The organism is Rhizobium sp. 3T7, from assembly GCF_020166565.1.
Taxonomy (GTDB): Bacteria; Pseudomonadota; Alphaproteobacteria; order Rhizobiales; family Rhizobiaceae; genus Rhizobium.
In genome coordinates this window covers 23,208-47,045 of sequence record NZ_JAIQXS010000014.1, presented here as the reverse complement: position 1 = coordinate 47,045, position 23,838 = coordinate 23,208, and the positions used below count along the sequence as shown (strand labels likewise).

Annotated in this window: 20 protein-coding genes; 8 read left to right on the top strand and 12 right to left on the bottom strand. The window is 60.3% G+C overall.

Going from position 1 to position 23,838, the window contains the following annotated elements; all coding sequences use genetic code 11:
• Window positions 1-41: 41 nt before the first annotated feature.
• Window positions 42-746 carry an SDR family oxidoreductase gene (locus tag K9B32_RS19185; RefSeq protein ID WP_224565049.1) on the bottom strand — a complete coding sequence of 235 codons (705 nt, stop codon included), beginning with the start codon at window positions 744-746 and terminating at the stop codon, window positions 42-44.
• 129 nt (window positions 747-875) lie between these two features.
• On the opposite strand from K9B32_RS19185, the gene K9B32_RS19180 reads away from it, so the two are divergent.
• Both K9B32_RS19180 and K9B32_RS19175 read left to right on the top strand, forming a co-directional pair.
• Window positions 876-1,778, top strand: a complete 903-nt coding sequence (locus K9B32_RS19180) for a LysR substrate-binding domain-containing protein (RefSeq protein WP_224565047.1) — start codon at window positions 876-878, stop codon at window positions 1,776-1,778.
• Between the two features lie 240 nt (window positions 1,779-2,018).
• Entirely contained in the window at window positions 2,019-2,378 is a 360-nt protein-coding gene (locus tag K9B32_RS19175; RefSeq protein ID WP_224565046.1) for an RT0821/Lpp0805 family surface protein, read from the top strand.
• Between the two features lie 290 nt (window positions 2,379-2,668).
• On the opposite strand, the gene K9B32_RS19170 is transcribed toward K9B32_RS19175, so the two are convergent.
• From K9B32_RS19170 to katG, 5 genes are all read right to left on the bottom strand, one after another.
• Complete coding sequence (locus K9B32_RS19170; protein ID WP_224565044.1) at window positions 2,669-3,169, bottom strand: nuclear transport factor 2 family protein; 501 nt, start codon at window positions 3,167-3,169, stop codon at window positions 2,669-2,671.
• Window positions 3,170-3,252: 83 nt separating this feature from the next.
• Complete coding sequence (locus K9B32_RS19165; protein ID WP_224565042.1) at window positions 3,253-4,056, bottom strand: SDR family oxidoreductase; 804 nt, start codon at window positions 4,054-4,056, stop codon at window positions 3,253-3,255.
• Window positions 4,057-4,104: 48 nt separating this feature from the next.
• Complete coding sequence (locus K9B32_RS19160; RefSeq protein WP_224565040.1) at window positions 4,105-4,518, bottom strand: GlcG/HbpS family heme-binding protein; 414 nt, start codon at window positions 4,516-4,518, stop codon at window positions 4,105-4,107.
• 327 nt (window positions 4,519-4,845) lie between these two features.
• Complete coding sequence (locus tag K9B32_RS19155; protein ID WP_224565038.1) at window positions 4,846-5,730, bottom strand: helix-turn-helix transcriptional regulator; 885 nt, start codon at window positions 5,728-5,730, stop codon at window positions 4,846-4,848.
• Between the two features lie 363 nt (window positions 5,731-6,093).
• The gene (gene katG / locus K9B32_RS19150; RefSeq protein ID WP_224565036.1) at window positions 6,094-8,274 is read right to left on the bottom strand and encodes a catalase/peroxidase HPI; all 2,181 of its coding nucleotides are present in this window, start codon (window positions 8,272-8,274) and stop codon (window positions 6,094-6,096) included.
• A gap of 472 nt (window positions 8,275-8,746) precedes the next feature.
• Between katG and K9B32_RS19145 the strand changes: the two genes are divergently transcribed.
• The 6 genes from K9B32_RS19145 (at window position 8,747) to K9B32_RS19120 (ending at window position 15,950) form a co-directional block, all read left to right on the top strand.
• Entirely contained in the window at window positions 8,747-9,478 is a 732-nt protein-coding gene (locus K9B32_RS19145) for a FadR/GntR family transcriptional regulator (protein ID WP_224565033.1), read from the top strand.
• A gap of 36 nt (window positions 9,479-9,514) precedes the next feature.
• Window positions 9,515-9,697: a hypothetical protein gene (locus tag K9B32_RS19140; RefSeq protein WP_224565194.1), complete on the top strand. Its 183-nt coding sequence runs from the start codon at window positions 9,515-9,517 to the stop codon at window positions 9,695-9,697.
• Window positions 9,684-10,604: a dihydrodipicolinate synthase family protein gene (locus K9B32_RS19135; RefSeq protein ID WP_224565031.1), complete on the top strand. Its 921-nt coding sequence runs from the start codon at window positions 9,684-9,686 to the stop codon at window positions 10,602-10,604. Before K9B32_RS19140 ends, K9B32_RS19135 begins: the two co-directional genes overlap by 14 nt.
• Window positions 10,605-11,083: 479 nt before the next feature.
• On the top strand, window positions 11,084-13,681 hold the full coding sequence (locus K9B32_RS19130) for an EAL domain-containing protein (RefSeq protein WP_224565029.1): 2,598 nt from the start codon (window positions 11,084-11,086) through the stop codon (window positions 13,679-13,681).
• 31 nt (window positions 13,682-13,712) lie between these two features.
• Window positions 13,713-14,957 carry a type III PLP-dependent enzyme gene (locus K9B32_RS19125; protein ID WP_224565027.1) on the top strand — a complete coding sequence of 415 codons (1,245 nt, stop codon included), beginning with the start codon at window positions 13,713-13,715 and terminating at the stop codon, window positions 14,955-14,957.
• A 12-nt stretch (window positions 14,958-14,969) separates the two neighbouring features.
• The gene (locus K9B32_RS19120) at window positions 14,970-15,950 is read left to right on the top strand and encodes a DMT family transporter (RefSeq protein ID WP_224565025.1); all 981 of its coding nucleotides are present in this window, start codon (window positions 14,970-14,972) and stop codon (window positions 15,948-15,950) included.
• 58 nt (window positions 15,951-16,008) lie between these two features.
• On the opposite strand, the gene K9B32_RS19115 is transcribed toward K9B32_RS19120, so the two are convergent.
• From K9B32_RS19115 to K9B32_RS19090, 6 genes are all read right to left on the bottom strand, one after another.
• Window positions 16,009-17,628, bottom strand: a complete 1,620-nt coding sequence (locus tag K9B32_RS19115; RefSeq protein WP_263491010.1) for a GMC family oxidoreductase — start codon at window positions 17,626-17,628, stop codon at window positions 16,009-16,011.
• Window positions 17,629-17,630: 2 nt separating this feature from the next.
• Complete coding sequence (locus K9B32_RS19110; RefSeq protein ID WP_224565021.1) at window positions 17,631-19,160, bottom strand: FGGY-family carbohydrate kinase; 1,530 nt, start codon at window positions 19,158-19,160, stop codon at window positions 17,631-17,633.
• A 101-nt stretch (window positions 19,161-19,261) separates the two neighbouring features.
• A complete protein-coding gene (locus K9B32_RS19105) occupies window positions 19,262-20,104 on the bottom strand; it encodes a class I fructose-bisphosphate aldolase (RefSeq protein ID WP_224565019.1) in 843 nt (280 codons plus the stop codon).
• A complete protein-coding gene (locus K9B32_RS19100) occupies window positions 20,077-21,825 on the bottom strand; it encodes a glycerol-3-phosphate dehydrogenase/oxidase (RefSeq protein WP_224565017.1) in 1,749 nt (582 codons plus the stop codon). Before K9B32_RS19100 ends, K9B32_RS19105 begins: the two co-directional genes overlap by 28 nt.
• 12 nt (window positions 21,826-21,837) lie before the next feature.
• Window positions 21,838-22,833: an aldo/keto reductase gene (locus K9B32_RS19095; RefSeq protein WP_224565015.1), complete on the bottom strand. Its 996-nt coding sequence runs from the start codon at window positions 22,831-22,833 to the stop codon at window positions 21,838-21,840.
• A complete protein-coding gene (locus K9B32_RS19090) occupies window positions 22,830-23,837 on the bottom strand; it encodes a sugar-binding transcriptional regulator (RefSeq protein WP_224565013.1) in 1,008 nt (335 codons plus the stop codon). Before K9B32_RS19090 ends, K9B32_RS19095 begins: the two co-directional genes overlap by 4 nt.
• Window position 23,838: the final 1 nt, after the last annotated feature.

Genomic DNA, 23,838 nt, shown 5'->3' with positions numbered 1-23,838 from the left:
CACCCCGGAGGCAATGTGCTCTCCAGCAGTGCCCGCCGGCATCACACCGAACGGGTCAGTCCGCCGTCAACGCGAATGTTCTGTCCTGTCATGTAGGCTGCGCCCGCCGACGCAAGGAACGAAACAGTCGCGGCAATCTCTTCGCTCGTGCCATAGCGCTTCATGGGAACGCTATCGCGGCGCTCCTCGGTGGCGGGCAGGCTATCGATCCAGCCGGGAAGAATGTTGTTCATGCGGATGTTTTCAGCCGCATATGTCTCCGCGAATATCTTAGCGAACGACGCCAGCCCGGCGCGGAACACCGCCGACGTCGGGAACATTGGACTCGGCTCGAAAGCCCATGCCGTGGAAATGTTGATGATGGATCCGACCCTCTGCCTCTGCATGTGCGGCGTCACCAGGCGCGTCGGGCGGATGACGTTCAGGAGGTAGACCTCCATGCCGCGGTGCCAGTCCTCGTCTGATATGTCGAGGATGGGCGCGCGAGGGCCGTGGCCGGCGCTATTTACGAGCACATCAATGCGTCCCCACGCCGAGACTGCAAGCTCAACGAGCTTGCCGAGATCGTCGGGCGATTGGTTCGAGCCGGTCACACCGACACCCCCGAGTGTCTTGGCAAGCTCCTCCCCCTTGCCCGACGATGACAGGATTGCCACCTTGAACCCGTCGGCTGCAAGACGCTTCGCCGCGGCGGCGCCCATTCCGCTGCCGCCGGCCGTAATCACCGCTACCTTTTCTACTGACATTATACTCTCTCCTATTTTCAGAGGGATCCGCACTATTGCCGTCTACAGCCGCATGTGAAGCGTGATATCACTACGACATCAGCAATGCGAACGAGTTCCGTTCTCAGCAAGCAGTAGAAAATCTATCGAATGACAGAAGGTATCAGGCGTCTTCCCTCTCTTAATGGCCTTCGCGTGTTCGAGGTCGTCACGCGGCACTTGAACTTCCGCCTGGCAGCGGAGGAAATCGGGGTGACTCAGGGGGCTGTAGCCCAACAGATACGGGGGTTGGAAGCAGAGCTAGGCTTGAAGCTGTTTGACAGGCTTCCGCGAACGCTGGCGTTGACGGAGGCGGGTCAGAGCTACGTGACGAATATCCGTCGCGCATTCGAACTGATCTCCGAAGCAACCGAAACGCTGAAGCCGGAACCGCTCCGTCTGACGATCAGCGTTACGCCGACATTCGCCTCGAAGTGGCTGATCCCGCGCCTGCCCGATTTTACCGCAACCCATCCGAACATCGATCTGCGCATTCTGGCGAGTGATCGCATTGCCAATTTCCAAACCGACGCAGTGGATCTCGCCGTCCGTCATGGCCGACCTCCCTTTGGGCCGAACCTGAACGCAGAACTTTTGTTCGACCACGTCATTATTGCCGTCGGCAGCCCGCTGCTAGTGGAGAAGCTCGGCCGCCCCTCTCAAGGTGGCAATTTCTCACGCTACCCGCTTCTTCACGACGGCCACGATTTTTGGCCGCAGTTTCTCGCGTTGGCGTTTCCTGCAACTCCGCTGACAGGCGCCAAGAACATTCGGTTCAATCAAACGTCGCTGGCGATTGAGGCCGCGATTGCCGGTCAGGGCCTTGCTCTGACGAGCACGTTCTTCGTGGAAGACGATTTAGCAGCCGGTCGCCTTCTCCGCGTGCTGCCAACGGAACTTACTGTTGGCACCGATTTTTACGTGGTCTCGCCACGCAAGCCTCGTCATCTCGCATCTGTGGCTGCGGTAAGGAGCTGGCTTGCTAACCAGACATCTGGCAACCATCCAGGTTAGGTTTAGGCCCGCAATCGAAGCTCATTGAAGGCCTTCCCAAAGACCCCGACGGCACAGGAAGCGGCATCAGCATCGAGTTCCGGCCTGAGTCGGGAAAGGACCAGATTGTGGTGGAACATGCCAGCAAAACATCGGAATCGACGGAACGGACTGGCACTGCTCCCATTTCTATAGTAGCTCCTCAGCTAGCTGTCAGAATTGCACGCTACGATGCGGGAGAACAATCATCGGAAAGTCCAGATGACGCGGAAAAGTAAAGGCGCATTGCAATTGGCTCTTCTGGCCGTGCTGCTGGCGGGATGTACCAGGGTCGAGCCCTTGGAAACCGCCGCCGTCACACAGTCGATTCCGACACCCGCGAAGACGGATCAGGCGGTTATTGCTGATACAGTCAGCCGCGGCCCCGTCGGAGTGAAGCCCCTTGCCTGGGCTAACCCATCGACCGGAAGTGCCGGCGTGATTGAAGAAATCGGCGTTGATCCCGAAAGTTCATGCCGCGCCTTTGTAACGACCCAGCGCACGCTCGAGGGAGAAACCCGCTTCAAGGGCCTTGCCTGCCCGTCCGGCGACTCTGACTGGAAGCTCGGACCCGCGCAATAAGCACGATACCCGCCTCCGCCGGCCGAGCAGCCGATTGGAGCTGCTTTAATCGTTCTCCGACGCAGGTCATCGAAGAAGAGCTGCTACTTCCACACTACCGGCTGTAGAGGATCGACGTGGTACTGTCACAGGGGCGGGCGCCGGCTGATTGCCCTGAAAATACTCCTTGCCAGCATAGAGCCCTTCGGCGATCTGAGATTCGAAGCGTTGGGCGCCGCGGCGCGGACATCGGTAATGACCACGTCTTCATTATCACTCCTTTCATGACGTGCTGGGAGATGTCTCAAGGCTTAGGGATTTACCGGCGCCCGGTTCCAAAGATCATTGAACGCGATGCTGTCGAAGAAGGCCGATGCCTCGGTTATCTTGCCGTCATCCAATTCAAGGAACCATGCATAGGTGTTCGCGTAGGGCTTGCCGTCACGTGCCGTGCCGCTGGCGTCAAAGAAGACCACGACCGTGTTGCCGTCCGCATAGATATTGCGGATCGCCGGCTTCAAGCCGACGCTCATACGAGCATTGAACGGCCTGATGACCTCCGTGATAAAGGCCTCACGGCTCGGATAGTTCTTTGAAACCAGTGAGTTGCCGGCGATGGTCCAGCTGGCATCCTCGGCAAGCAGGTCGTATGGGCTGCCAGTGCCGGACGTCCAGGCATCGAACGCGCGTTGGACGATCGCCTTGTTTCCCGTCTCGTCGCTCGCCGTCTGGGCCTGCACGACAGGAGGCAAGGAGGTCAGCAACAGTCCTGCCGCCGTAGCCGTGATCTGCGCAAATCCGAAACTTGTCATTTGATCTCTCCCATCGTCTCAGAAAGGCCGGCGCCATAAGGTCGTCGCGCGCCAGCCCACGCAAATTCTCACCGTTAGCAACTTCAGATCTGATTTTCCCAAGCGGCGAGCTGGTGGGCCTTGAGCATGTCCTCGATCTTCTTCGGAACGACGTTGCGGAACTTTCCGGTGTCCGCCGGAACGATCTCGATCATCCGCTCGATCATCTCCTGAGGATCCATCTTGCCTTCCGGCGTAGCAAAGAAATCGTCGAAGCCCTTGCGTAGAGCCTCGCGCTTGGTGACGTTCTTGCTGTCGTCCAGCCAGCGGAACGGGTTGTCGGCCATGGTCTCGTTGTAGCCGGTGTAATAGGCGCCCGGATTGATCGTCTGGATCTTGATGTCATAGGGCGCCAACTCCTGCTGCAATGCTTCAGCAATCGACTCTAGCGCGTGCTTGGTCGAGACATAAGTGCCCCAATTTGCCGGCGTAAACAGGCCGCCCATGGAAGAGGTGAAGACGACCTTACCCTTCTTCTTTTCGGCCACCCATTTCCTCACGACGCCCTGCGTCAGCACAAGCGGCAGGAAGACGTTGACCTCGTAGTTGCGGCGCACGAGATCAATCGGAATCTCCCAAACTGGACCCGCCTCGCCTTGGCCAGCATTGTTCCAAAGCACGTCGAAGTCCCAGGACTGCGCCTGCGCTATATCGTATGGATCGGTCAAATCGAGGCGTTCAACGCGAAGATTGTCGAGGCCGAGCTTTTTGGCTTTCTCACGCAAAGGCATGACCTGCGGCGAAACCTGCACCGTGGCGATGATGCGGTGGCCATTCTGAGCCATGCCGATGGCGGCAGCTTCACCGAAGCCGGACCCCGCGCCGGTGATGAGGACGGTCTTGGACATCGTACTTCCTTCCTTGCCTGTTGCTAGTCGTGATGAGGATCGCAGTGCTCAGCGGATCAGTTTCTCAAACGCACCAAGCGCCGCCTGGGCGACCTCGATATCCTGCGAGACGGCGCCGCCGGATACGCCAAGAGCGCCGATCACCGTGCCGTCTAGCGATCGGAGCGGAATACCTCCCCCAAAGGTGGCAAGGCCGCCGTTTGTCAGCTGCAGCCCCTGCGCCGGCGCGCCTGGCTTGCAGTATTCCCAGACCGCCTCGCTGTTTGCCTGAAACAATGCGGCGGTGGTTGCCTTTCGGATAGCGATATCGATCGAGGCGAGGACGGCTCCGTCCATACGGCGGAAAGCCTTCAGGTGAGCACCGGTATCCAGCACGGCGACGACCACCGGAAGACCGAGTTCATTGGCCTTGGCTTCGCCACCGTCCAGAATGGCTTGCGCCTGACGGGAGGTAAGTTGCATGACTTCGTTTCCCCTCACGCGCCGTTTCCGACATCAGCGGATCGTCGGGCGCGCAAATTCAGCACTACAAATCAGCATAAAAATATCATGCCGCCGCATGACGGTGCGGCGTACCGATCCGGCCCTCACAGAAGGCAGACGGTCATCGAAATTCATTTGGATCGAGTTGGATGACGCCCCACCTCTGATAACCGCACGAAGAATAGGCTTTGAGTTGCTCAGTGACTTTCGCGATGTTGCGACATTGTTTGGATGTTGCGACAATCGACAGAGCAAAAGCAGATGCCGCCGTCCCAAGGACGCCGCACCAACAGATACTAGGAATCGTCAAAGCCTCTGGCGGAACTCACGCGGCGTGATGCCCACGACCTTGCGGAAGCTTACGGAGAAAGCAGATTGCGTCTCATATCCGACGACAAGCGCGATATCTCCGATCCGCAACCTTCTGTCTTTGAGGAGTGTCTTGGCATAGGCAATTCGCTGGCGGGTCAACCATTCGTAAGGCGTGTGGCCCGTGGCGATACGGAAGGCCGTGCAGAAATGAAAGCGACTGAGATGGACGAGATCCGCCAGCTCCTGGATCCTGATATCGTCCGCCAGTCTGTCGCGCATGTAGCTGGTCACCCGCTTCACCTGCCATCCCGAAAGCCCGCCCCGTGGCCCCGGCGCGATCGGCGTCGCGGCTGCGGAATGGGCACGAAGCAGCTGCAGGCACAGGAGATCAAGAAGCTGCTCGATGTAGAGATGCGAGATCGCGTCAGACGAGCCAATCTCGTCGTTGATCAGCGACATGAGCGCGAAAAGTTTCGGGTCGTAGTGATGTACGCGGTGGACGAGTTCGGGCTCGCGGCTATTTCCGATTTGGTCGACGCATGCGCGAACGCGGTCATGGCCGAGGAAGACATTCGAGGCTTCGATGGAGCAGTCGGCTCGCCAGAAGCCGCCGTGCCCCCGCGGAGCCAACGTGACGGTACCCATCCCGGGAACGCCCGAGATCACCTGGCCACCCACTTTTACCGAAGCTGTGCCGGAGCCGGCATAGATCGCGGAAATGACATGGTGTTCGAGCGGCGGCAGATCATACTCAAAAGGAACATTGTGCCAGCGGCTTACCAGCCGCGTGTCACCAGAAAAAGCTTCCGCGACCACGGGCGGCGACAGGCCGTGTTGCAGCCGGCGAATATGCTCCGTCGTATCCGCGTTCCCGCCCATGGAGGACTTTTCTGTCTAGCTGGCCCTATACGGAAACACATAACATTTCCCGCATGCTTCGAAAATGTCCATTTTAGATTGAATTTGGCGTCGACCGAAACTCTACGCAGCGACGTGGCGGCACAGGAAGCGTGTCGGCTCTAGGCCATACTCAGCTTCGGCCGCCCGCAATGATCCGGAACAGCACGTTTCGTCGGACATGCGAATCCTTGCGGCGTCGCGCGGACGGCCTGTCCCGGCGGAGCCACTGTTGACGGGCAATCGGATCGCCCTCCATCTTCGCACATCAGCCCCCATCAAGGTGGTCCTGTGTGCGAAAGAGCTTGGACGCGGCCCGGGCCGCGTCCAAGCAAGATTTAACGATCAAACGAGATCGAAACGATCAGCGTTCATCACCTTGGTCCAGGCTGCCACGAAGTCCTTGACGAACTTCTTCTTGGCATCGGACTGGCCATAGACTTCCGCAAGGGCACGAAGCTGCGAGTGCGAACCGAAGATCAGGTCGACGCGGGTGCCGGTCCACTTGAGTTCGTTTGTCTTGCGGTCGCGTCCTTCGTAAACGCCTTCCTTGCCGACAACCGGAGACCACTGGGTGCCCATGTCGAGCAGGTTGACGAAGAAGTCGTTCGTCAGCGCTTCGGGACGAGACGTGAAGACGCCGTGCTCGGGCTGGCCGGCCTTCAGCACGCGCAGTCCGCCGACGAGAACCGTCATTTCCGGAGCGGTCAGTGTCAACAGCTGGGCGCGATCGACGAGAGCTTCTTCCGGCTTCATGAACTGCCAGCCGCCGACATAGTTGCGGAAACCGTCGGCGCGCGGCTTAAGCGCAGCGAAGGAGGCCGCATCCGTCTGTTCCTGCGAGGCGTCCATGCGGCCAGGCGTGAACGGAACGGTGACGTCTTGACCGCCAGCTTTTGCCGCCTTTTCGACACCGGCGGCACCAGCGAGAACAATCAGGTCGGCGAGAGAAATCTTCTTGCCGCCCGTCTGGGCAGCATTGAAGTCCTTCTGGATTCCCTCGAGGACACCGAGCACCTTGGCAAGTTGCGCCGGCTGGTTCGCTTCCCAGTCCTTCTGAGGCACAAGCCGGATGCGCGCACCATTGGCGCCACCGCGCTTATCGGAGCCGCGGAAGGTGGAGGCGGATGCCCAGGCGGTCGAGACCAGCTCCTGCACGGACAGGCCGGTTGAGAGAACCTTCTCCTTCAGTTCGGCGATGTCCGCATCGTCAACCAGCTTGTGATCAACGGCCGGGATCACATCCTGCCAGATCAAGTCTTCCGCCGGGACTTCCGGGCCGAGGTAGCGCACCTTCGGGCCCATGTCGCGGTGGGTCAACTTGAACCAGGCGCGAGCGAAAGCATCCGCAAACTGATCCGGATTTTCGAGGAAGCGACGAGATATCTTCTCGTATACCGGATCGAAACGGAGCGACAGGTCGGTGGTCAGCATCGTCGGGAGATGCTTCTCCGACGCGTCGTAGGCATCAGGAATCGAAGCCTCGGCGTTCTTGGCCTTCCACTGCTTCGCGCCGGCCGGGCTCTGCGTCAGCTCCCATTCGTAGCCGAACAGATTCTCAAAGAAGTAGTTGCTCCACTTGGTTGGGGTCTGCGACCAGGTCACTTCAGGACCGCCGGTGATGGCGTCCTTGCCGACACCGGTGCCGAACGAGCTCTTCCAGCCGAGGCCCTGATCCTCGATCGCCCCGCCTTCCGGATCCGCGCCGATCAGCGAGGGATCGCCGGCACCGTGAGTCTTGCCGAAGGTATGACCGCCGGCGATCAGTGCCACGGTCTCTTCGTCGTTCATCGCCATGCGGGCGAAGGTTTCTCGGATGTCACGCGCCGCGGCGACCGGATCGGGATTGCCGTTCGGACCTTCGGGATTGACGTAGATCAAGCCCATCTGCACGGCGCCTAGCGGCTCTGCCAATTCGCGTTCACCGCTATAGCGTTCATCGCCCAACCAGGTGCCCTCAGGACCCCAGAAGAGTTCCTCCGGCTCCCATACGTCGGCGCGGCCGCCGGCAAAACCGAAAGTCTTAAAGCCCATGGACTCGAGCGCGACGTTGCCCGTCAGGATCAACAGGTCGGCCCAGGAAATCTTGTTGCCGTATTTCTGCTTGATCGGCCACAGAAGACGGCGGGCCTTGTCGAGGTTGGCATTATCGGGCCAGCTGTTGAGCGGCGCAAACCGCTGCTGACCGGCACCGGCACCGCCGCGGCCGTCCGTAATGCGATAGGTGCCGGCGCTGTGCCAGGCCATGCGGATGAAGAGACCGCCGTAGTGACCGAAGTCGGCCGGCCACCAGTCCTGCGAATCGGTCATCAGCGCGTGAAGGTCCTTCTTCAGCGCATCGAGGTCGAGCGTCTTGAATTCCTCGGCATAGTCGAACGCCTTGCCCATCGGATCGGAAAGACCGGAATGCTGGTGAAGAATCTGAACGTCCAGCCGGTCCGGCCACCAGTCGCGGTTGGATCGACCACGGGGCGTGCTGCCGTGCGCGACAGGACATTTGCCTGCGCTGTCGGGTTTCTGGTCCATAACGTTCTCCTTGATTGCTTTGAATTTTCTGCCGTCCAAAGGGAGATCTGCCAAACCATCAGGTCCAGCTGCGCCGTCTGGAAACGGTTTTCGGCACTCAAGCCGAGGGTACCGGTCGACGCGTCTCCTCCCTTTACCCCTTCATATCGGAACCAGGCCATAATGCTAAGTTGGATTTACTGATCATTACGATAACAAAAAGCTATGGCACTTGACGGGCTAGGCCCGGCAGCGTTTACGCAAACCTCAATACCGCTTAGATTCTGGCTGCAAGCTATCGGCAAACCGGTCGAGTGGTCGATGTAGGGCGACCGCGACTGTCAGAAGACTAAGCACCGCCCCCCACGCCTAACTTTCCCAATGAAATCCCGAGCACGAATCTCCCTTGGCACTCCCGACACAGGTTCATTTGACGGATATCCTACAAGTAGATATGTATCGCGCCATCAGGAGTTTCCGCAGTGAGATCGACATGCCACTCAAGATCATGAAGCCTTTGACGAGAGCCCCCTTGCTGCATGTTTCCGTGCAGGAGAGCCTGCGCGCCTTCATCAGTGACAATGACCTGAAACCGGGAACCCTTCTGCCGGCCGAGAGCGAGCTTGCGACCCAGCTTAGTGTCAGCCGCAACTCCCTGCGTGAGGGTATCAAGGCACTTGAATCTCTCGGCGTGCTGGAATCGCGGCGCGGCGTCGGGATATTCGTCAAAGCGTTCTCGTTTGAGCCGTTGCTGGACAATCTTGCCTATGGTCTTGGAGGCGCTCTTCGCCAGATCGAGGAAGTCATTGAGATCCGCCGAACCCTGGAGGTCGGCCTGATCGGAAAGACGATTGAGACAATCGGCACGGACGACATTGCTGAGCTGCGCGCTACCGTCAATCGGATGAAGGCGCATGCCGAACGCGGGGAATCGTTTGCCGAGGACGACCAGCTTTTTCATCGCCTGCTCTTCCGCTGCCAGGAGAACGAGACGCTGAGCCGGCTGATCGACGTGTTCTGGCTCGCTTTCTATAAGGCCTCGGATTTCGTCAATCTCGTCAATGTCGATCCGATGGCCACGTGGCGGGATCACGCCGCCATTGTCGATGCTGTTGAAGCCCGGGAACTGGACGAGGCCCGCCGGCGCCTCGACCACCATTACGAGGATATCACCCAGGTTATCGCAACCAGCAAGACACGTTCAAATGTGGGAGGAACGCAATGAAACCTTTGCCCCGACTTTCGTCGATCGCGATCGCCGATGATGGCAACAGCCGTGACGTCGGGCTTCACCCGCCCGGCCTGGCAGCGGCTGTTCCCAGGCGGCACACTCATCGTCGCGGTGCTTGCCATCAACTTCATCGGCGACGGTCTTGGGGCCGTTTTTGACCCCGCGCTGAACCAAACTGATCCCGCGAAAGAAAGAGACAATGACAAAATTTAAGGGTGTAATTCCCCCAGTCGTGACGCCTCTCAATGCGGATTTCACGGTCGATTATCCGTCCTATGCGCGGGTTCTGGAGCATCTTATCGAGGGCGGATGCCACGGCGTTTTCGTGCTTGGTTCGACAAGCGAGGTGATCTTTCACGACGACAAGATGCGCCGCGAGATCATTGAGCACTCAGCAAAGGTGGTGAACGGGCGCGTGCCGCTGATCGTCGGCGTCATCGATCCGACCACGGATCGCGTCATTCATCATGCAGACGTCGCCAAGCGGGCGGGCGCCGATGCCGTGGTTGCCACCGCGCCCTTCTACACCGTCACCAGCCAATCGGAGATCCTGGACCACTTCCGCTTTATCCGTGACGCCGTCGATGTCCCGCTCGTCGCCTACGACATTCCTGTCTGCGTGCACGTCAAGCTGCAACGCCAGACGACGGTGACATTGGCAAGAGAAGGCACGATTATCGGCCTCAAGGATTCCAGCGGCGACGACGGCAATTTCCGTTATGCGCTGCTAGATCTTGCCGACCAGCCGGACGTGTTCCTGATGACGGGGTCGGAGATTGCCGTCGACAGTGCCTTGCTGATGGGCGCCCACGGCGTTGTTCCGGGTATCGCAAACGTCGATCCGCATGGTTACGTACGCCTGTGGGATGCAGCCCAGCGTGGCGACTGGGTGGCAGCACGCAAGGAGCAGGAGCGGCTCTGCCGTCTCTTCGAAATCGTCTGGGTTGCCCAGGGCCGCGTCAGCGGCGGCGCCTCCGGCATCGGTGGCTTCAAGACCGCAATGAAGAGCCTTGGCATCATCGATACCGCCGTCATGCCGCGCCCGCGCGCCGCTCTCAATCAAATGGAAACAGCACGGATCAACGAGATCCTGCGTGCAACCGGTCTCCTCGGTGGATGACCACCATGCAGTCTGCCGAACTGATACTCGCCATTCAGAGCCTCGAAATGATGTTCCGCATTCGCCTCCTCGCCCGCAACATCGGATCGACAGCGGCTGGCAGTCGCCGGTAGCGTCGAAAGGTGGTTTGGCGTCTGAATCCACCTGCGATGCGGAGTTTTTGCGACAGATCTTTTGCAACGTCGCCACGCAGATGAGATTGCAATGCAATCCTAGGGGTGCCGAGAAATGCCAGACGCGGCGTTGGTGCTGAACCGCAGCGGGGGGGCACGTCAGCCTAATTTAACGGGGGCACGTCACTCGTCTACGATCTGCCAGCCAGTCCGTAGCCCGGGATCGACCTGCGAGAATTATAGACCGTAGTAATTCGCATCAAATGTAAGCTTTGAATTAACCGTATAGTTATGCAACTCCAGATTTTAACGTATCGTTTGCAGTTGAAGCATAGAGTTTATGAAACAGAACTGGGGCGGGGCGCCATGAATACAGTCAGTTTAAACAGTCAGACTCTGTCGGCAGAGACTTTCACCAGACGTATTATTTTCCCCATGGCCAGCATCGTGGTGGTCGCAATCGCGGTCGTGCTGGGTTTCGTGCTTGTATCCGCAAGCGGTCAGAACAAACTTGAGGTCGAAGCCTCGACCAAACTCGCAACCACCGCCCTTCAGGTTAAGGCGAGGGAAGTTGCCCGCAACCTCCGCGACTACGCGGTTTGGGAAGATGTCTACAAGAACCTCCATGACACCGTGAACGCCGAATGGGCCGCGACCGACGGAAACGTTGGGGCGAACATTTACGAAGGTCTAGGCTACGAGATGGCCTTTGCGATCAATCCAAGCGGCAAGACCGTATACGCGGTGGTCCACGGAACGCCCCAAAAGGTCGATGCGCTTCAAGTGATGCCGCATGGCTTGAAAGATCTCCTACATGTCGCCTCGATACAGACTGATCCAGTCACAAGCATCATCAAGTCCGGGGAAGACGTGTTCATTGTCGCCGCCACCGGAATTCTTCCCCCTTCCATCGAAAGATCGACGGTTCGGCCTAGGGATTTGTCGATGCTGGTGTTTGCCAAGAAACTAGATCAGAAGTTCCTTGACCGCATCGGCCGCGACTATCTTTTAGATGGGCTGGCGATCTCGCCCACCAAACCCACCGACGCAGAGGCTTCGATCCCCTTGCTCACGCAGGACCGGGTTTACCTCGGCTCGATTACCTGGTTTCCAGCCAAGCCTGGTTACCAGTTGCTCCGCTTCATCCTGCCGCCGTTGGCAGTCGCGCTTGTTATCCTCGCCGCTTTTTCCATGCTGGTGGTCCGCAATGCCCGCCGGTCCACTCGCGCTCTGGAGGAGTCGGCCAGGACAGTCGAAGCGTATGCACAGACGCTCAAGGAGAGTGAATCTCGCTTTAAGGATGTCGCGGAGGCATCCTCTGACTGGATCTGGGAGAGCGACAACGTTCTGCGGCTGGTATACTTCTCGACCCGCTTCACGGAAGTGACAGGAGTTGCGGCGGCGAGCGTTTTGGGCAAGACGCTTGAACAGTTTTTTTCCAGCGACGCCGATACCGACGGCTGGCGCCGGCTGATCGAGGAAACCAACGAGCGGACGTCATTCCGGGATCTGAGATGCTGTTATCGCGACGCAGGCGGCCAAACGCGCATCTGCCGGCTCGCAGGACGTCCCATTACAGGTGCGAGCGGTGAATTCCTCGGTTTCCGTGGTACGGCAACCGACATCACCGAGGAGGTCAAGGCACAGGAGCGCGCAACGCACCTGGCACACCATGATGCTCTGACCGGCCTGCCGAACCGCGTACTTTTCCGTGAACGGCTCAACATTGCCTTGGCGGCGAATGCCGCCGAGACATCGCGCGTTTCCATCATCTGTCTCGACCTCGATCACTTCAAAGAGATCAATGATACACTTGGGCACGGTGCCGGCGACATCCTTCTCCAGCAACTGTCGAGCAGGCTTTTGGCCTGTGTCCGTGCGAGCGACACCGTCGCCCGGCTCGGCGGCGACGAATTCGCGATCATCCAGGTCGGTGTGAACCAGCCTCTTGAATCCGAACAACTCAGCAGACGGCTTATCGAGGTTGTGAGAGCCCCATTCCAACTCGACGGCCAGGACCTTCATATCGGCGTCAGCGTTGGCATCGCGGTTGCGGATACTCGTGACAACGATCCCGAGCGGCTCCTGAAGAATGCCGACATCGCGCTCTACAGGGCAAAGCAAGCCGGCCGCGCGACCTATAGGGTTTTCGAAGCGCAGATGGACGTGGAGCTTCAAGCCCGCAAGGCGTTGGAATATGACCTGCGCCAGGCAGTCCTCAAGAACGAGCTTGAAGTTCACTACCAGCCACTCATCGATCTTGAGGCGCGTGCAGTGGCAGCAGTCGAGGCGCTAGTGCGGTGGCGCCACCCGACACGGGGTCTTGTCTCACCAGCGGAATTCATTCCACTCGCAGAGGAGACGGGCCTGATCGTCGCCATTGGCGAATGGGTTCTTGAAACAGCTTGTCTGCAGGCGCTGGAGTGGCCGCAGCTCCGGGTCGCCGTCAACCTCTCGCCTGTCCAATTTCGAGGCCGTGACCTTGTCGACAGCGTAAAGGGTGTTCTTGTTCGAACGGGCCTTGATCCAGCACGTCTGGAACTGGAAATTACCGAGAGTGTCCTTATCAACGATGCCACAGCCGCGCTCGAGATATTGAACGGTTTGAAGAGCCTCGGTGTCAGGATTGCGATGGACGACTTCGGCACCGGGTATTCATCCTTGGGTTATCTCAACTCGTTTCCGTTCGACAAAATCAAAATCGACAGATCCTTCATCGGAGATATGAGCAGCAAGGATAAGTCCGGCGCGATTGTGAAGTCGGTCATCAGTCTCGGTCAGAGCTTGAACATGGTGACGACCGCCGAGGGAGTGGAGACGATCGAGCAGGCCACCTTCCTCACCAAGGAAGGATGCGACCAACTCCAGGGATTTTATTTCAGTAAGCCCATCACAGCAACGGAACTCACCGCGTTCATCGATCGCTGGGAAGGGTCGGACATATTATCAATTGTAGCAGCCTAGCCGCAAACAGAAATCAAACAGGAAAATTGAAATGACTGCGCAAACCGCGTCTGCCGTCCTAGACGAGCCGGATTTGTCCCCGCGCCAGCTCCAGGCACGGATACAAAGTTCCATTCCATCGCTGGAGAAGGCTCGCCACACAGGTACTCCACTCGCGAGCTATCCTGACGTGAACACTATTATTGCTGAATTGCAGCCAACAGAACCGGTTTTTTGCATTTCGCCCGCGAAGTTGCGGGAGTCTGCGCAGAGCTTTCAGTCGTTTCCTGGCCGAGCGCTCTATGCGGTCAAGTGCAATCCTCACCCATTCGTGCTCGAGACCCTCTATCGTTCCGGCATTACCGATTTTGACGTCGCGTCGCTGGATGAGATCCGTCTGATCGACGGCATGTTTGGGAAGGCTGCCGGCCAGTTTTTCAACAACCCGGCGAAAACACGGCCCGCCATACGTGCTGCAAGCGAACATCATGGCATTCGCTTCTATACCGCCGACTGTATGGAAGAGATTGAAAAGATCGTCGACGAAGCCGGCTCCAGGGACGACCTGGTGATCGCCGTCCGCCTGGCTACCCGTCCCGCTGACGCAAGGTATGTTCTCGCCACCAAGTTCGGTGCCCAGCCCAACGACGCAGCCGAAATGTTGAAGGCCATTCACGCGCGAGGCATCAGGGCCGGGATCTCGTTCCATGTCGGCTCGCAATGTCTGGCACCCGGCGCGTTTGCCGCCGCCGTGGAACTCGCTGGAAAGATCGCGACCAAGGCGGGCGTTCCCTTAAGCGTGCTGAACGTCGGGGGCGGTTTTCCAGCACCTTATCCCGGCGACAAGATCGAGGCGCGAGAGCACTATTTCGGGAACATCGTCCGAGCGGTGCGAATGATCGAGCTGCCGCGCGGCTGCATCGTGCTTTGCGAGCCGGGCCGAAGCCTCGTGGCAACAGCGGGGACGACAATCGTTCAGGTGGTGATGCGCCGGGGATCGAACATTTTCGTCAATGATGGCGTTTTTGGTACGTTGCAGGAGCTCGGTCACCCCAAGGAGCACCGACCGACCCGGCTTATCAGGAACGGCACACGCTGGGCGGCCCCCAATGTCGATTTCAAGATTTATGGGCCCACCTGCGATTCGAACGATGTGCTGGGAGCACCGTTCAATCTGCCTGAAGACGTTCGCGAGGGCGACTGGATCGAAATCGGCATGATGGGTGCGTACAGCCTGTCGATGCGCACGCAGTTCAACGGCTTCTATGCCGACACCGTCGTGGCACTGGGTGAATAAAGGCAAAGCGCGATGTCTTTATTCAGCTCCAGCCGTTTGGTCGCCTCGCTGGTCGGAGCTGTGGGAGTCATCCTCTGGGCCACCGAGACGACACTCGTTACCTTCACCACGGCCATTCCGCCTCTTCAGACAGTGGCGACCGCATTTCTCTTCGCCGCCGCCATGTCGCCTTTCGTGTGGCTTGTCACAGGCAGCCACCCGCTTGCCGCATTTCGTCAACCACCCCGCGTCTGGCTGCTCGTGGTGATTTCGCTGGTGGGCTACCATGCCTGCATTTACTACGCCACGCAGAAGGCGCCCGCGGCAGCCGCGGCCCTTCTTCAGGGAACGACACCGCTTATGATCGTGCTCGGGTCTGCTTTCCTCCCGGGAGAGAGGCTCCGATGGTGGCACATTGTCGGCGCGCTGATGGGGTTGGCGGGCGTCATCAGTCTGGTAGATACCGGCAGCAGCGAAGCGTCCTTTTCGGCGGGAGCGACCTTCTATCTCTCGCTGATCGGCGTTGCGGCGGCGCTCTGGGGGATTTATTCTGTTCTGACGAGAACACTGCCGGAAGTTCCTTCCTCGGCTCTCGGAATGTTTTACGCCGCTTCCGCCATCGTCTCATACGTCGCCCACCTGTCGTTTGAAGAGTGGGTTAGGCCCACGACGGCTGAATGGCTGGCAATGGCTGCGCTTGGCTGCTTGCCTATGGGGCTCGCCATCTATTTCTGGGACCATGGGCTGAAGAAAGGGGACATTCAGGCGCTCGGGGCCTTCTCTTATGTCGAGCCGTTTGTCGGAGCCCTTTTCGTCGCTTCATTCACAACGGCCGCGTTCGACCTATCCCTGTTATGGGCCGGAGTGCTGGTCATCGGTGGCGCCATTATCGCCAGCACCAGCCTCTGGGCGCGAAAGGAGATCAACACGGCCGGACGGGAGAGGGAGCAGGATCATAGCGATCCAGAATCACTGAGCGAAGCTTCGATCAGCCCCGTGATCAGCCTGTCGTGATCACGGTACCTGTAGATGCTCCCGGATGTCTAGTCGGATGGAAGAAAACATCGTCCCGCTATTGCATCCTCAGCACCATCTCCGCTGCCTTTTCCGCGATCATGATCACCGGGGAGTTCGTATTGCCGGACACGATCGTCGGCATGATCGAGGCATCGACGACGCGCAGCTTCTCAAGCCCGCGCACGCGCAGCTTTGCATCCACCACCGCCATCGGATCGCTTCCCATCCTGCAGGTGCCGACAGGATGAAAGATCGTGGTGGCGATGTCACCTGCACGCCGGATCAACTCGTCATCGCTCTGATATTCCCGGCCCGGCAGCATCTCCTGCGGTCGAAAGCGGGAGATAGCCTTCGTTTCCATCAGGCTGCGCGCATGACGGATCGAATTTGCCGCGAGCAGCCGGTCGCCCGTGGTCGAAAGATAGTTGGGACGAATTTCAGGGGCGGCCGAGGCATCACGTGTCGTTATATGCACCGTGCCGCGACTTTCCGGCCGGAGGTTGCAGACAGAGACAGTCACGGCAGGATAACGATGAAGCGGCTCGCCGAGCCGGTCGGTGCTGAGCGGCTGAACGTGATATTCGAGATCGGCGGTAGCCACGGACGGATCGCTTTTGGCGAAGATCCCGAGCTGGCTTGGCGCCATCGAGAGCGGACCGGACCGGCTGATCGCATACTGCAAACCCATGCCGGCACGGGTAAACAGGTTATGGTAAAGCTGGTTCAGCGTGCGCGCACCCTCGATCCTGAAGACGGTTCGGATCTGCAGATGGTCTTGCAGGTTTTCGCCGACACCCTGAAGCTCGTGATGCAGGGGAATGCCGAGGCTCGACAGCACATCCGGTCGCCCGACCCCCGAAAGCTCCAGAATTTTCGGGGAGTTGATCGAACCCGCAGACAGAATGACCTCGCGCGACGCGCGGGCGACGCAGGAGCGGCCATTGAGGCGAAAGCGCACGCCGGATACAGCCTTGCCATCAAATTCCAGCCGCTCGGTCTCCGCGCCCGTCAGCACGCGCAGGTTCTCCCGCTTCATCGCCGGGCGCAGGAAGGCTTTCGTCGTGTTCCAGCGCAGGCCGCCCTTCTGATTGACCTCGAAATAGCCGGACCCTTCATTGTCGCCGTCGTTGAAATCGTCGGTCTTGCGGATACCGAGTTCCTCGGCCGCATCGCGAAAGGCATCGAGGATCGGCCAGGACAGCCGCTGGCGTTCGACGCGCCACTCGCCTCCCGCCCCGTGCAAGGCCGATTTTCCGCGATAATTGTCTTCCGATTTCAGGAACCAGGGCAGCACGTCATCCCAGCCCCAACCAGCATTGCCTGCCTGCCGCCAGCCGTCGAAATCCGCCGCCTGCCCGCGCATATAGATCATGCCGTTGATCGAGGAGCAGCCGCCGAGCACCTTTCCGCGCGGATAATTGAGCGTCCGGCCATTGAGGCTGGCCTCAGCTGCCGTCTTCATCATCCAGTCGGTGCGCGGATTGCCCATGCAATAGAGGTAGCCGATCGGCACATGCACCCAGTGATACCGATCCGAGCCGCCGGCCTCGAGCAGCAGCACCCGGTTTCTCGGATCAGCCGAGAGCCTGTTTGCCAGCACGCAACCGGCCGACCCCGCACCGACGACGATGAAATCGTAAACGCCTTCATCCATAGGCGCTTCATTCATGGGCATGGTCACGCTGCAACTCCTTTTGCGAGACTTTGCGCCTCCGAAAGCCGCCGCCACAGCGGCGTCATCGCCTCGTTAATATCCTTGTAAAGTCCGTAACGACGGGCGTAGTGGGCCGAAAGCACTGCATTGGGCTGATAATGCCGATCGGTCCGCACCATGGCGGTGGCTCCTTCGGTGAAATCGGCAAACAACCCGACACCCGTCCCGGCCGCAATCGCAGCCCCTAGCGCCCCGGTCTCCCGCGACACAGCAACGGTGACGGGAACGCCCAGTACATCCGCAAAAATCTGCGGCCAGAGCCTGCTGCGCGAGCCACCGCCGGAGAGCACCGCCTCCTCGAAGGTCGCACCCGCCTTGCGGATGGTCTCGATATGCTGACGATGACTGAAGGCGACACCTTCCAGAAGTGCGCGGATCAGATGCCCCTTGGTGTGCCAGCCAGCCATGCCATAGAAACCGGCCCGCGCATGGCCATCCTGCTGGGCGCCATAGAGATAGGGGTGATAGAGCGGATCATCCGCAACCGGCGCGACCGCAGCCGCGAGCGCGCAAGCCGCGTCGAAGGGCGAGACGCCCTCCTGATGCTCGTCCTCGAAGAATTCCCGCACCAGCCATTCGAGATTGGCGGCCGACGTGGCGCTGTTTTCCATCGCCATGTAGCGGCTGCGGTCGAAGGTGGAGGACATGAAAACCGGGCCATCAAGGTCGGGGCCATCGATGATCACCTGATTGATGCTCCAGGTGCCGGCGATGATCGAGGCGCTGCCGGTGCGCGACACGCCCGAGCCGAGCGCCGACGCCACAACATCGAACAGCCCGCCAACAACCGGCGTGCCCGCGGCAAGCCCGGTCTCGGTCGCCACATCTTCCGTTACATGCCCTGCGATATCGGTGCTTTCGATCAACGGCGGCAGCATATGCATGCTGTCGGCAAGCCCGTAGGCCGCCATCAGCGTTCTGTCGTAGCGGCGGGCGGCGAGATCCAGCAAGCCGGCGCCGGACATGTCGGAAACCTCGCTGACACGGTTTCCCGTCAGCCGGTTGACGACGAAATCCTTGGAGAAGAACACCGTGCCGATGCGCTGGAAGAGCTCGGGACGATGGCGTTTCAGCCACGCGAGCAGCGTCGGCGTTTGGGAGGGCCAGGGGCGCTGGCGAGCGATCGGCGCTGTGCGGTCGCCGACCCCTTCGGCCACCCATTCCTCAACAAGCCCGGTCGCGCGCGTATCGAGCGACTGGATGCCGAGAAGCGGCTGGCCGTTGCGATCGAGCGCATAGAGCCCGTTACCATGGCCGGCGCAGCCGATGGCCGCGATATCCTTGGCAGCAATGCCCGCTTTGTCGAGGCAGGTGCGTATCACCCGTTTGGCATTGGCCCAGAGTTCGCCGAGATCGCGCTCCACATGACCGGGGCACGGCATGCGGCTATGGCCCTCCTCTCCGGCATAGGCCACCTCCCTGCCCTTAAGATCGAAGATCACGGCCTTGATGACGGTGTTTCCGGCATCGAGCCCCAACAGATATCTTTCCATTCCGAACGCCTCCCAAGGTTCTGACAGTCTTGCGCGGTTCGGGCCGAAAGCCCAGCGCCGATACCCTCTCCTCCCCGTTGGGGAGAAGAGGAAACCCAACCTCATCGCTGCTGATAAAGCGCAAACGCCTCCTCGCCACTCTTGTCCTCATGGATGATCGCCATCAGACCGCGCACGACGGCGTTCGGATTGGTATGCTGATAGATATTGCGTCCATAGACCATGCCCATCGCCCCCTGCCGCATCAAGGCGGCGGATTTGGCGAAGACGGCGAACAGCTCTTCCTTGCCGCCGCCGCGCACCAGCACCGGGCAGCGCGCTGCCTCAACCACGCGGTGGAAGTCCCCCGCGTTGGTCGTCGGATCGGCCTTGACGATATCGGCGCCCATTTCGCGGGCAAGCCGCGCCAGCGTCACGATCTTCTCAGCATCGCCATCGACCATATAGCCGCCGCGCTCGGTTACCGGCTGCATCACCAGCGGTTCGATCATCAGCGGCATGCCGTATTTCTCGCAGTCGGCGCGGACGCGGGCAATGTTCTGGACACACTGGCGGAAGAGATCGGGCTCGTCCGGCAGCATGAACAGATTGACAACGACGCAGGCAGCATCCATCTGCAGCGCGCCGATCAGCGGCTCGACCTCGTTCTGCAGCACGGCCCACATATCCCGGTGACGGATGCGGTTGTAGGGATTGCCCATGTCGATGCGCATGACCAGCGCCGGCTTGTCCTTGCCGGGCAGGTCCTGCAGAAGGTCGGCCTGGCCGTAATTCATCTGGATCGCATCGGGCTTCGCATCGACCAACGCCTTCAGAACGGCCGGCATATTTTCCAGCCCGTCGAGAAAAGACGGCTCGTTACAAACGCCATGATCGATCGCCACATCCAGGCAACGGCCGTTGCCGAACAGCCGGTTCATCCGGACCTTGCTGATGTCTCGCATAGTTCACTCCTTTGTTCGTTCCTCGCGGAAAGGGTTTCCTCCGAAACGCCGTGGCGGTCGTTCAGGAGGGTCAGAAAACGGGCGCGCTCTTCGGCCGCGCGCTGGGGCGGCCAGCCCTTCTCGGCGGCGAGGATAGCAAGGGCGACATCTGCAACATCAAGCGAAAGCTCGCCGCTGACGGCCAGCGTCGTTCGCCGCAGCAGCAGATCATCCAGATGCTCGACTGCCTCAGAGCGGATGAGATGGATAAGTTCGCGGGCGCTGTAGCCGGCGTGGGGCAAGGCTTGATCCGCACCCGCGGAGATAAAGCGGGCGATCTCGGCGGCATCGGTGCCATAGCGTGTAAAGAGCGTGGCGACTCGATCGGCGGCAAGGCCAGTCGTGGCCGAAAGTTGCCGCAGCCAGTCATCGCGATCATCAGGAAAGCCGCGCCCTCCCCCGAACGTGCGTTCGGCTGTATCCAGCCGGCGCGGCAAGCCAAGCCGTTCCAGCGCCATGTCGGCGGCGAGTTCCCCGAAGGAACGGAAAGTCGTCCACTTGCCGCCGATCATGCAGAGCACCGGGGGACCGCCATCGCTGCCTTCAAGCATCGTGCAGAAATGATCGCGCGGAATGCGGCCGGTAAAACTGTCGGTGCTGGCGGGCAACGGCCGCACGCCCGCAAACTGGAAGACAATCTCTTCCGGCCGAATGACGATGCCCGGCAACACGAAGGCGAGCGATTGTAGGATATAATCGCGTTCGTCTGCCTCGCAGCGAACAGTTCCAGGGTCGTCCACCCGGATATCCGTCGAACCGACCAGCACCTTGCCGAGATAGGGAAACAGGATGCAGATGCGTCCGTCCTCGTTCTCGTAATAGATCATGTGGCCGTCGAGCATGTCGCGCAGGCCGGGATGATCGATGATCAAGTGCGAGCCCTTCGTACCGCCCATCAGCGGCGCGGGCCGTGTATCCTCCGGAAAGAGCGCGCCGTTGGCAATATCGATCCAGCCGCCGGTGGCGTTTATGATGAGAGACGGTTTGATCGTCAGCACCTCGCCGGAGACGTCGTCGCGCAGGAGGAAACCTCCGGCCGGGGCTTGCTCGATCGTAGCGTAATTCAAAGCAGCGGCATTCGGGCCGGCAGAGAGCCCGTCGCGCAAGATCTCGACACCGATGCGCTCCGGGTGACTAACCCAGGCGTCGTAATAGGTGGCGGAATTGCGGATCGCGGAATTGAGCGCAGGCCATTTGGCAAGCGTGCTGCGACGACCGCGAAACTGATGCTTCGGCATCAATGCGCGCTTGCGGGTCAGGAAATCATAGATGCCGAGCCCTGCCTTGATGGTGATGGCGCCCCGGCGGCTCGGGCGGCGGGTGAGGCCGAGGAAACGCACGATGCCGTTGCCGAGGCCGGAGAAGACATCGAAGATCGGAACGGTGGTCGGCAGCGGCGCGACGTAATGCGGCGCGTTGCGCAGCAGCCGGTCACGCTCAACCAGCGATTCCCGGACAAGGCTGAACTCGCCATTTTCGAGATAGCGCAGGCCGCCATGCACCATTCGCGACAGCGCTGCACTGGCACCTGAGCAATAATCGCCCCTCTCGAGGAGCAGCACGTTCACACCCTGCAGCGCAAGCTCACGAAAGACGCTGAGCCCGTTGATGCCGCCGCCGAGGACGCACACGTCCACCTTCGGGCTATTGCGGAGCCCGTCCAATGTCTCTTCACGGTTCATGATGACAGCCTGTTATCCGTCCATGTTGGCCAGTTTCGCAGCCAGCGCCACGTCGATGGCCGAAAGTTCTTCCGCAGTAAGCCTGAGTGTTCCGGCCCGCGCATTGTCGAGCGCCTGCGCCGGGTTTCGCGCGCCACAGAGGCCAAAAGTAACGCCGGGCCGCGCCAGCGTCCAGGCGATCACCACCTGCGCGATGCTCGCCTCATGCCGCTCCGCGACCGGCCGGATCGCCTCGGAAAACGCCTTCGCCTTCTGCCGGTTGGCGACGGAGAAGCGCGGGTTGTCCTTGCGCTGGTCATCACCCGAAAAGACGCGGTCCGGTTCGATGGTGCCGGAGAGCAGGCCGAGCGCCAGCGAGGAATAGCTGAGCGTCGACACGCCATTTTGAACGGTGAGCGGCAGCAGGCCCGCCTCGATCTCGCGGTCGATCATGCTGAACCGCTCCTGGATCGCATCGAGCGATCCGGTGCTGATATATTGCTGAAGCTCGGAGCGATCGACATTGCTGGCGCCGATGGCGCGGATCTTGCCGGCCGCCTTCAGCTCTTCCAGCGACCGCACCGTCTCCTCGATCTGCGTCGTCGCGTCCTGCCAGTGGGTGATGTAGAGATCGATATAGTCCGTGCCGAGCCGGCGCAGGCTTTCCTCGACCTCATGGATGATCGAGTCGCGCCCGAGATGGCGGTGAACCGGTTTGCCGTCCTGATCAAAGAAGTGGTTGCCCTTCCGCGTATGCCAGACAAGGCCGCATTTGGTGGCGATGACGGCCTTGTCGCGGCGCCCGGCAATCGCCTTGCCGACAATCTCTTCCGAGCGGCCGAGACCATAGGCCGGAGCCGTGTCAATGAGGGTCACGCCGGCATCGAGCGAGGCCTGAATGGCGGCTATGGATTGCGGCTCGTCGGTCCCGCCCCACATCCAGCCGCCGATCGCCCAGGTGCCGAGCCCGACGGCAGACGCCTTGACGCCGGAGCGCCCGATCTCGCGGATCAACTGTTCGCTGCTCATGCCGAAAACCCTTCCTCGGATGCTATTTCAAGAATGCGTGCCCCGGTCGCCTCGTCGGTGACGAGCATATCGAGGTGGTTGCCTCGCAGCACGCTCAGGATCGAGCTGGCCTTGTTGAGGCCGCTTGCCACGCCGATCTTCGTCGGGATCGAGGCGAACTCTTCCAACGTCAGAGAAACGAGTACTCGGTTGAGACTGTAGTCGCAGACCCGGCCCTCACCATCGAGCAGATGAGCGAGCAGTTCCGCGCTCGCACCGGAATGTTCAATGGCCTTGCGGTCCTCGCTGGAGGAGGGGTGCAGATCATAATAGGTCGAATCTGTGCTGAGGATCGAGCCAATGCCGACCACCGCAATCTTGGCCTCCCGCGCCCGCTGGAAGACATCGGCGACGGCGCGCATATTGATCAGAATGTCCCGCTGCTCGGCATCATCGGCAAAGAGCGGCGCATGGATCTGATAGGAGCGTCCACCGAGCCGGTCTGCCATCAGGGTCGAGACGTGGTTGACGTCGGTATAATGCTTGCCCTGCACGCAGCCGGTCGCCGGGATCACCTCGACATCGAAGCGGCGAGCGGGCTGCAGGCCGGCGACGACGGCGCCGACACCCTTGCCGCCGGTGATACAGATCGTGTCGCCATCAGCAATTTCCTCCAGCAGCAACCGTGCCGCCGCTTCCCCAACCGCTTGCAGCGCCGTCTGCGGATTATCGGAAACGGTCGGCACCACCACGGCGCGACCGATGCCGCCGAGTGCCAGCAGGCGTTCTTCCATATCCACCAGCGGTTCGACCGGCGACTTGATCTTGATTTCGACGAGGCCGAGTTGGCGGCCGCGCTTGATCAGCCGGTTCACGGTGGCGTGCGAGATGCCGAGCTGGTCGGCAATCTGCGACTGCGTCAAACCTTCGAGAAAGTGCAGCACGAGCGCCTGGTGCATCTGGCGCGCGATGACGATTTCCTCACGCGGCGCAGTTGTCTTGGGTTTCAGTTTGGCAATCGGCATA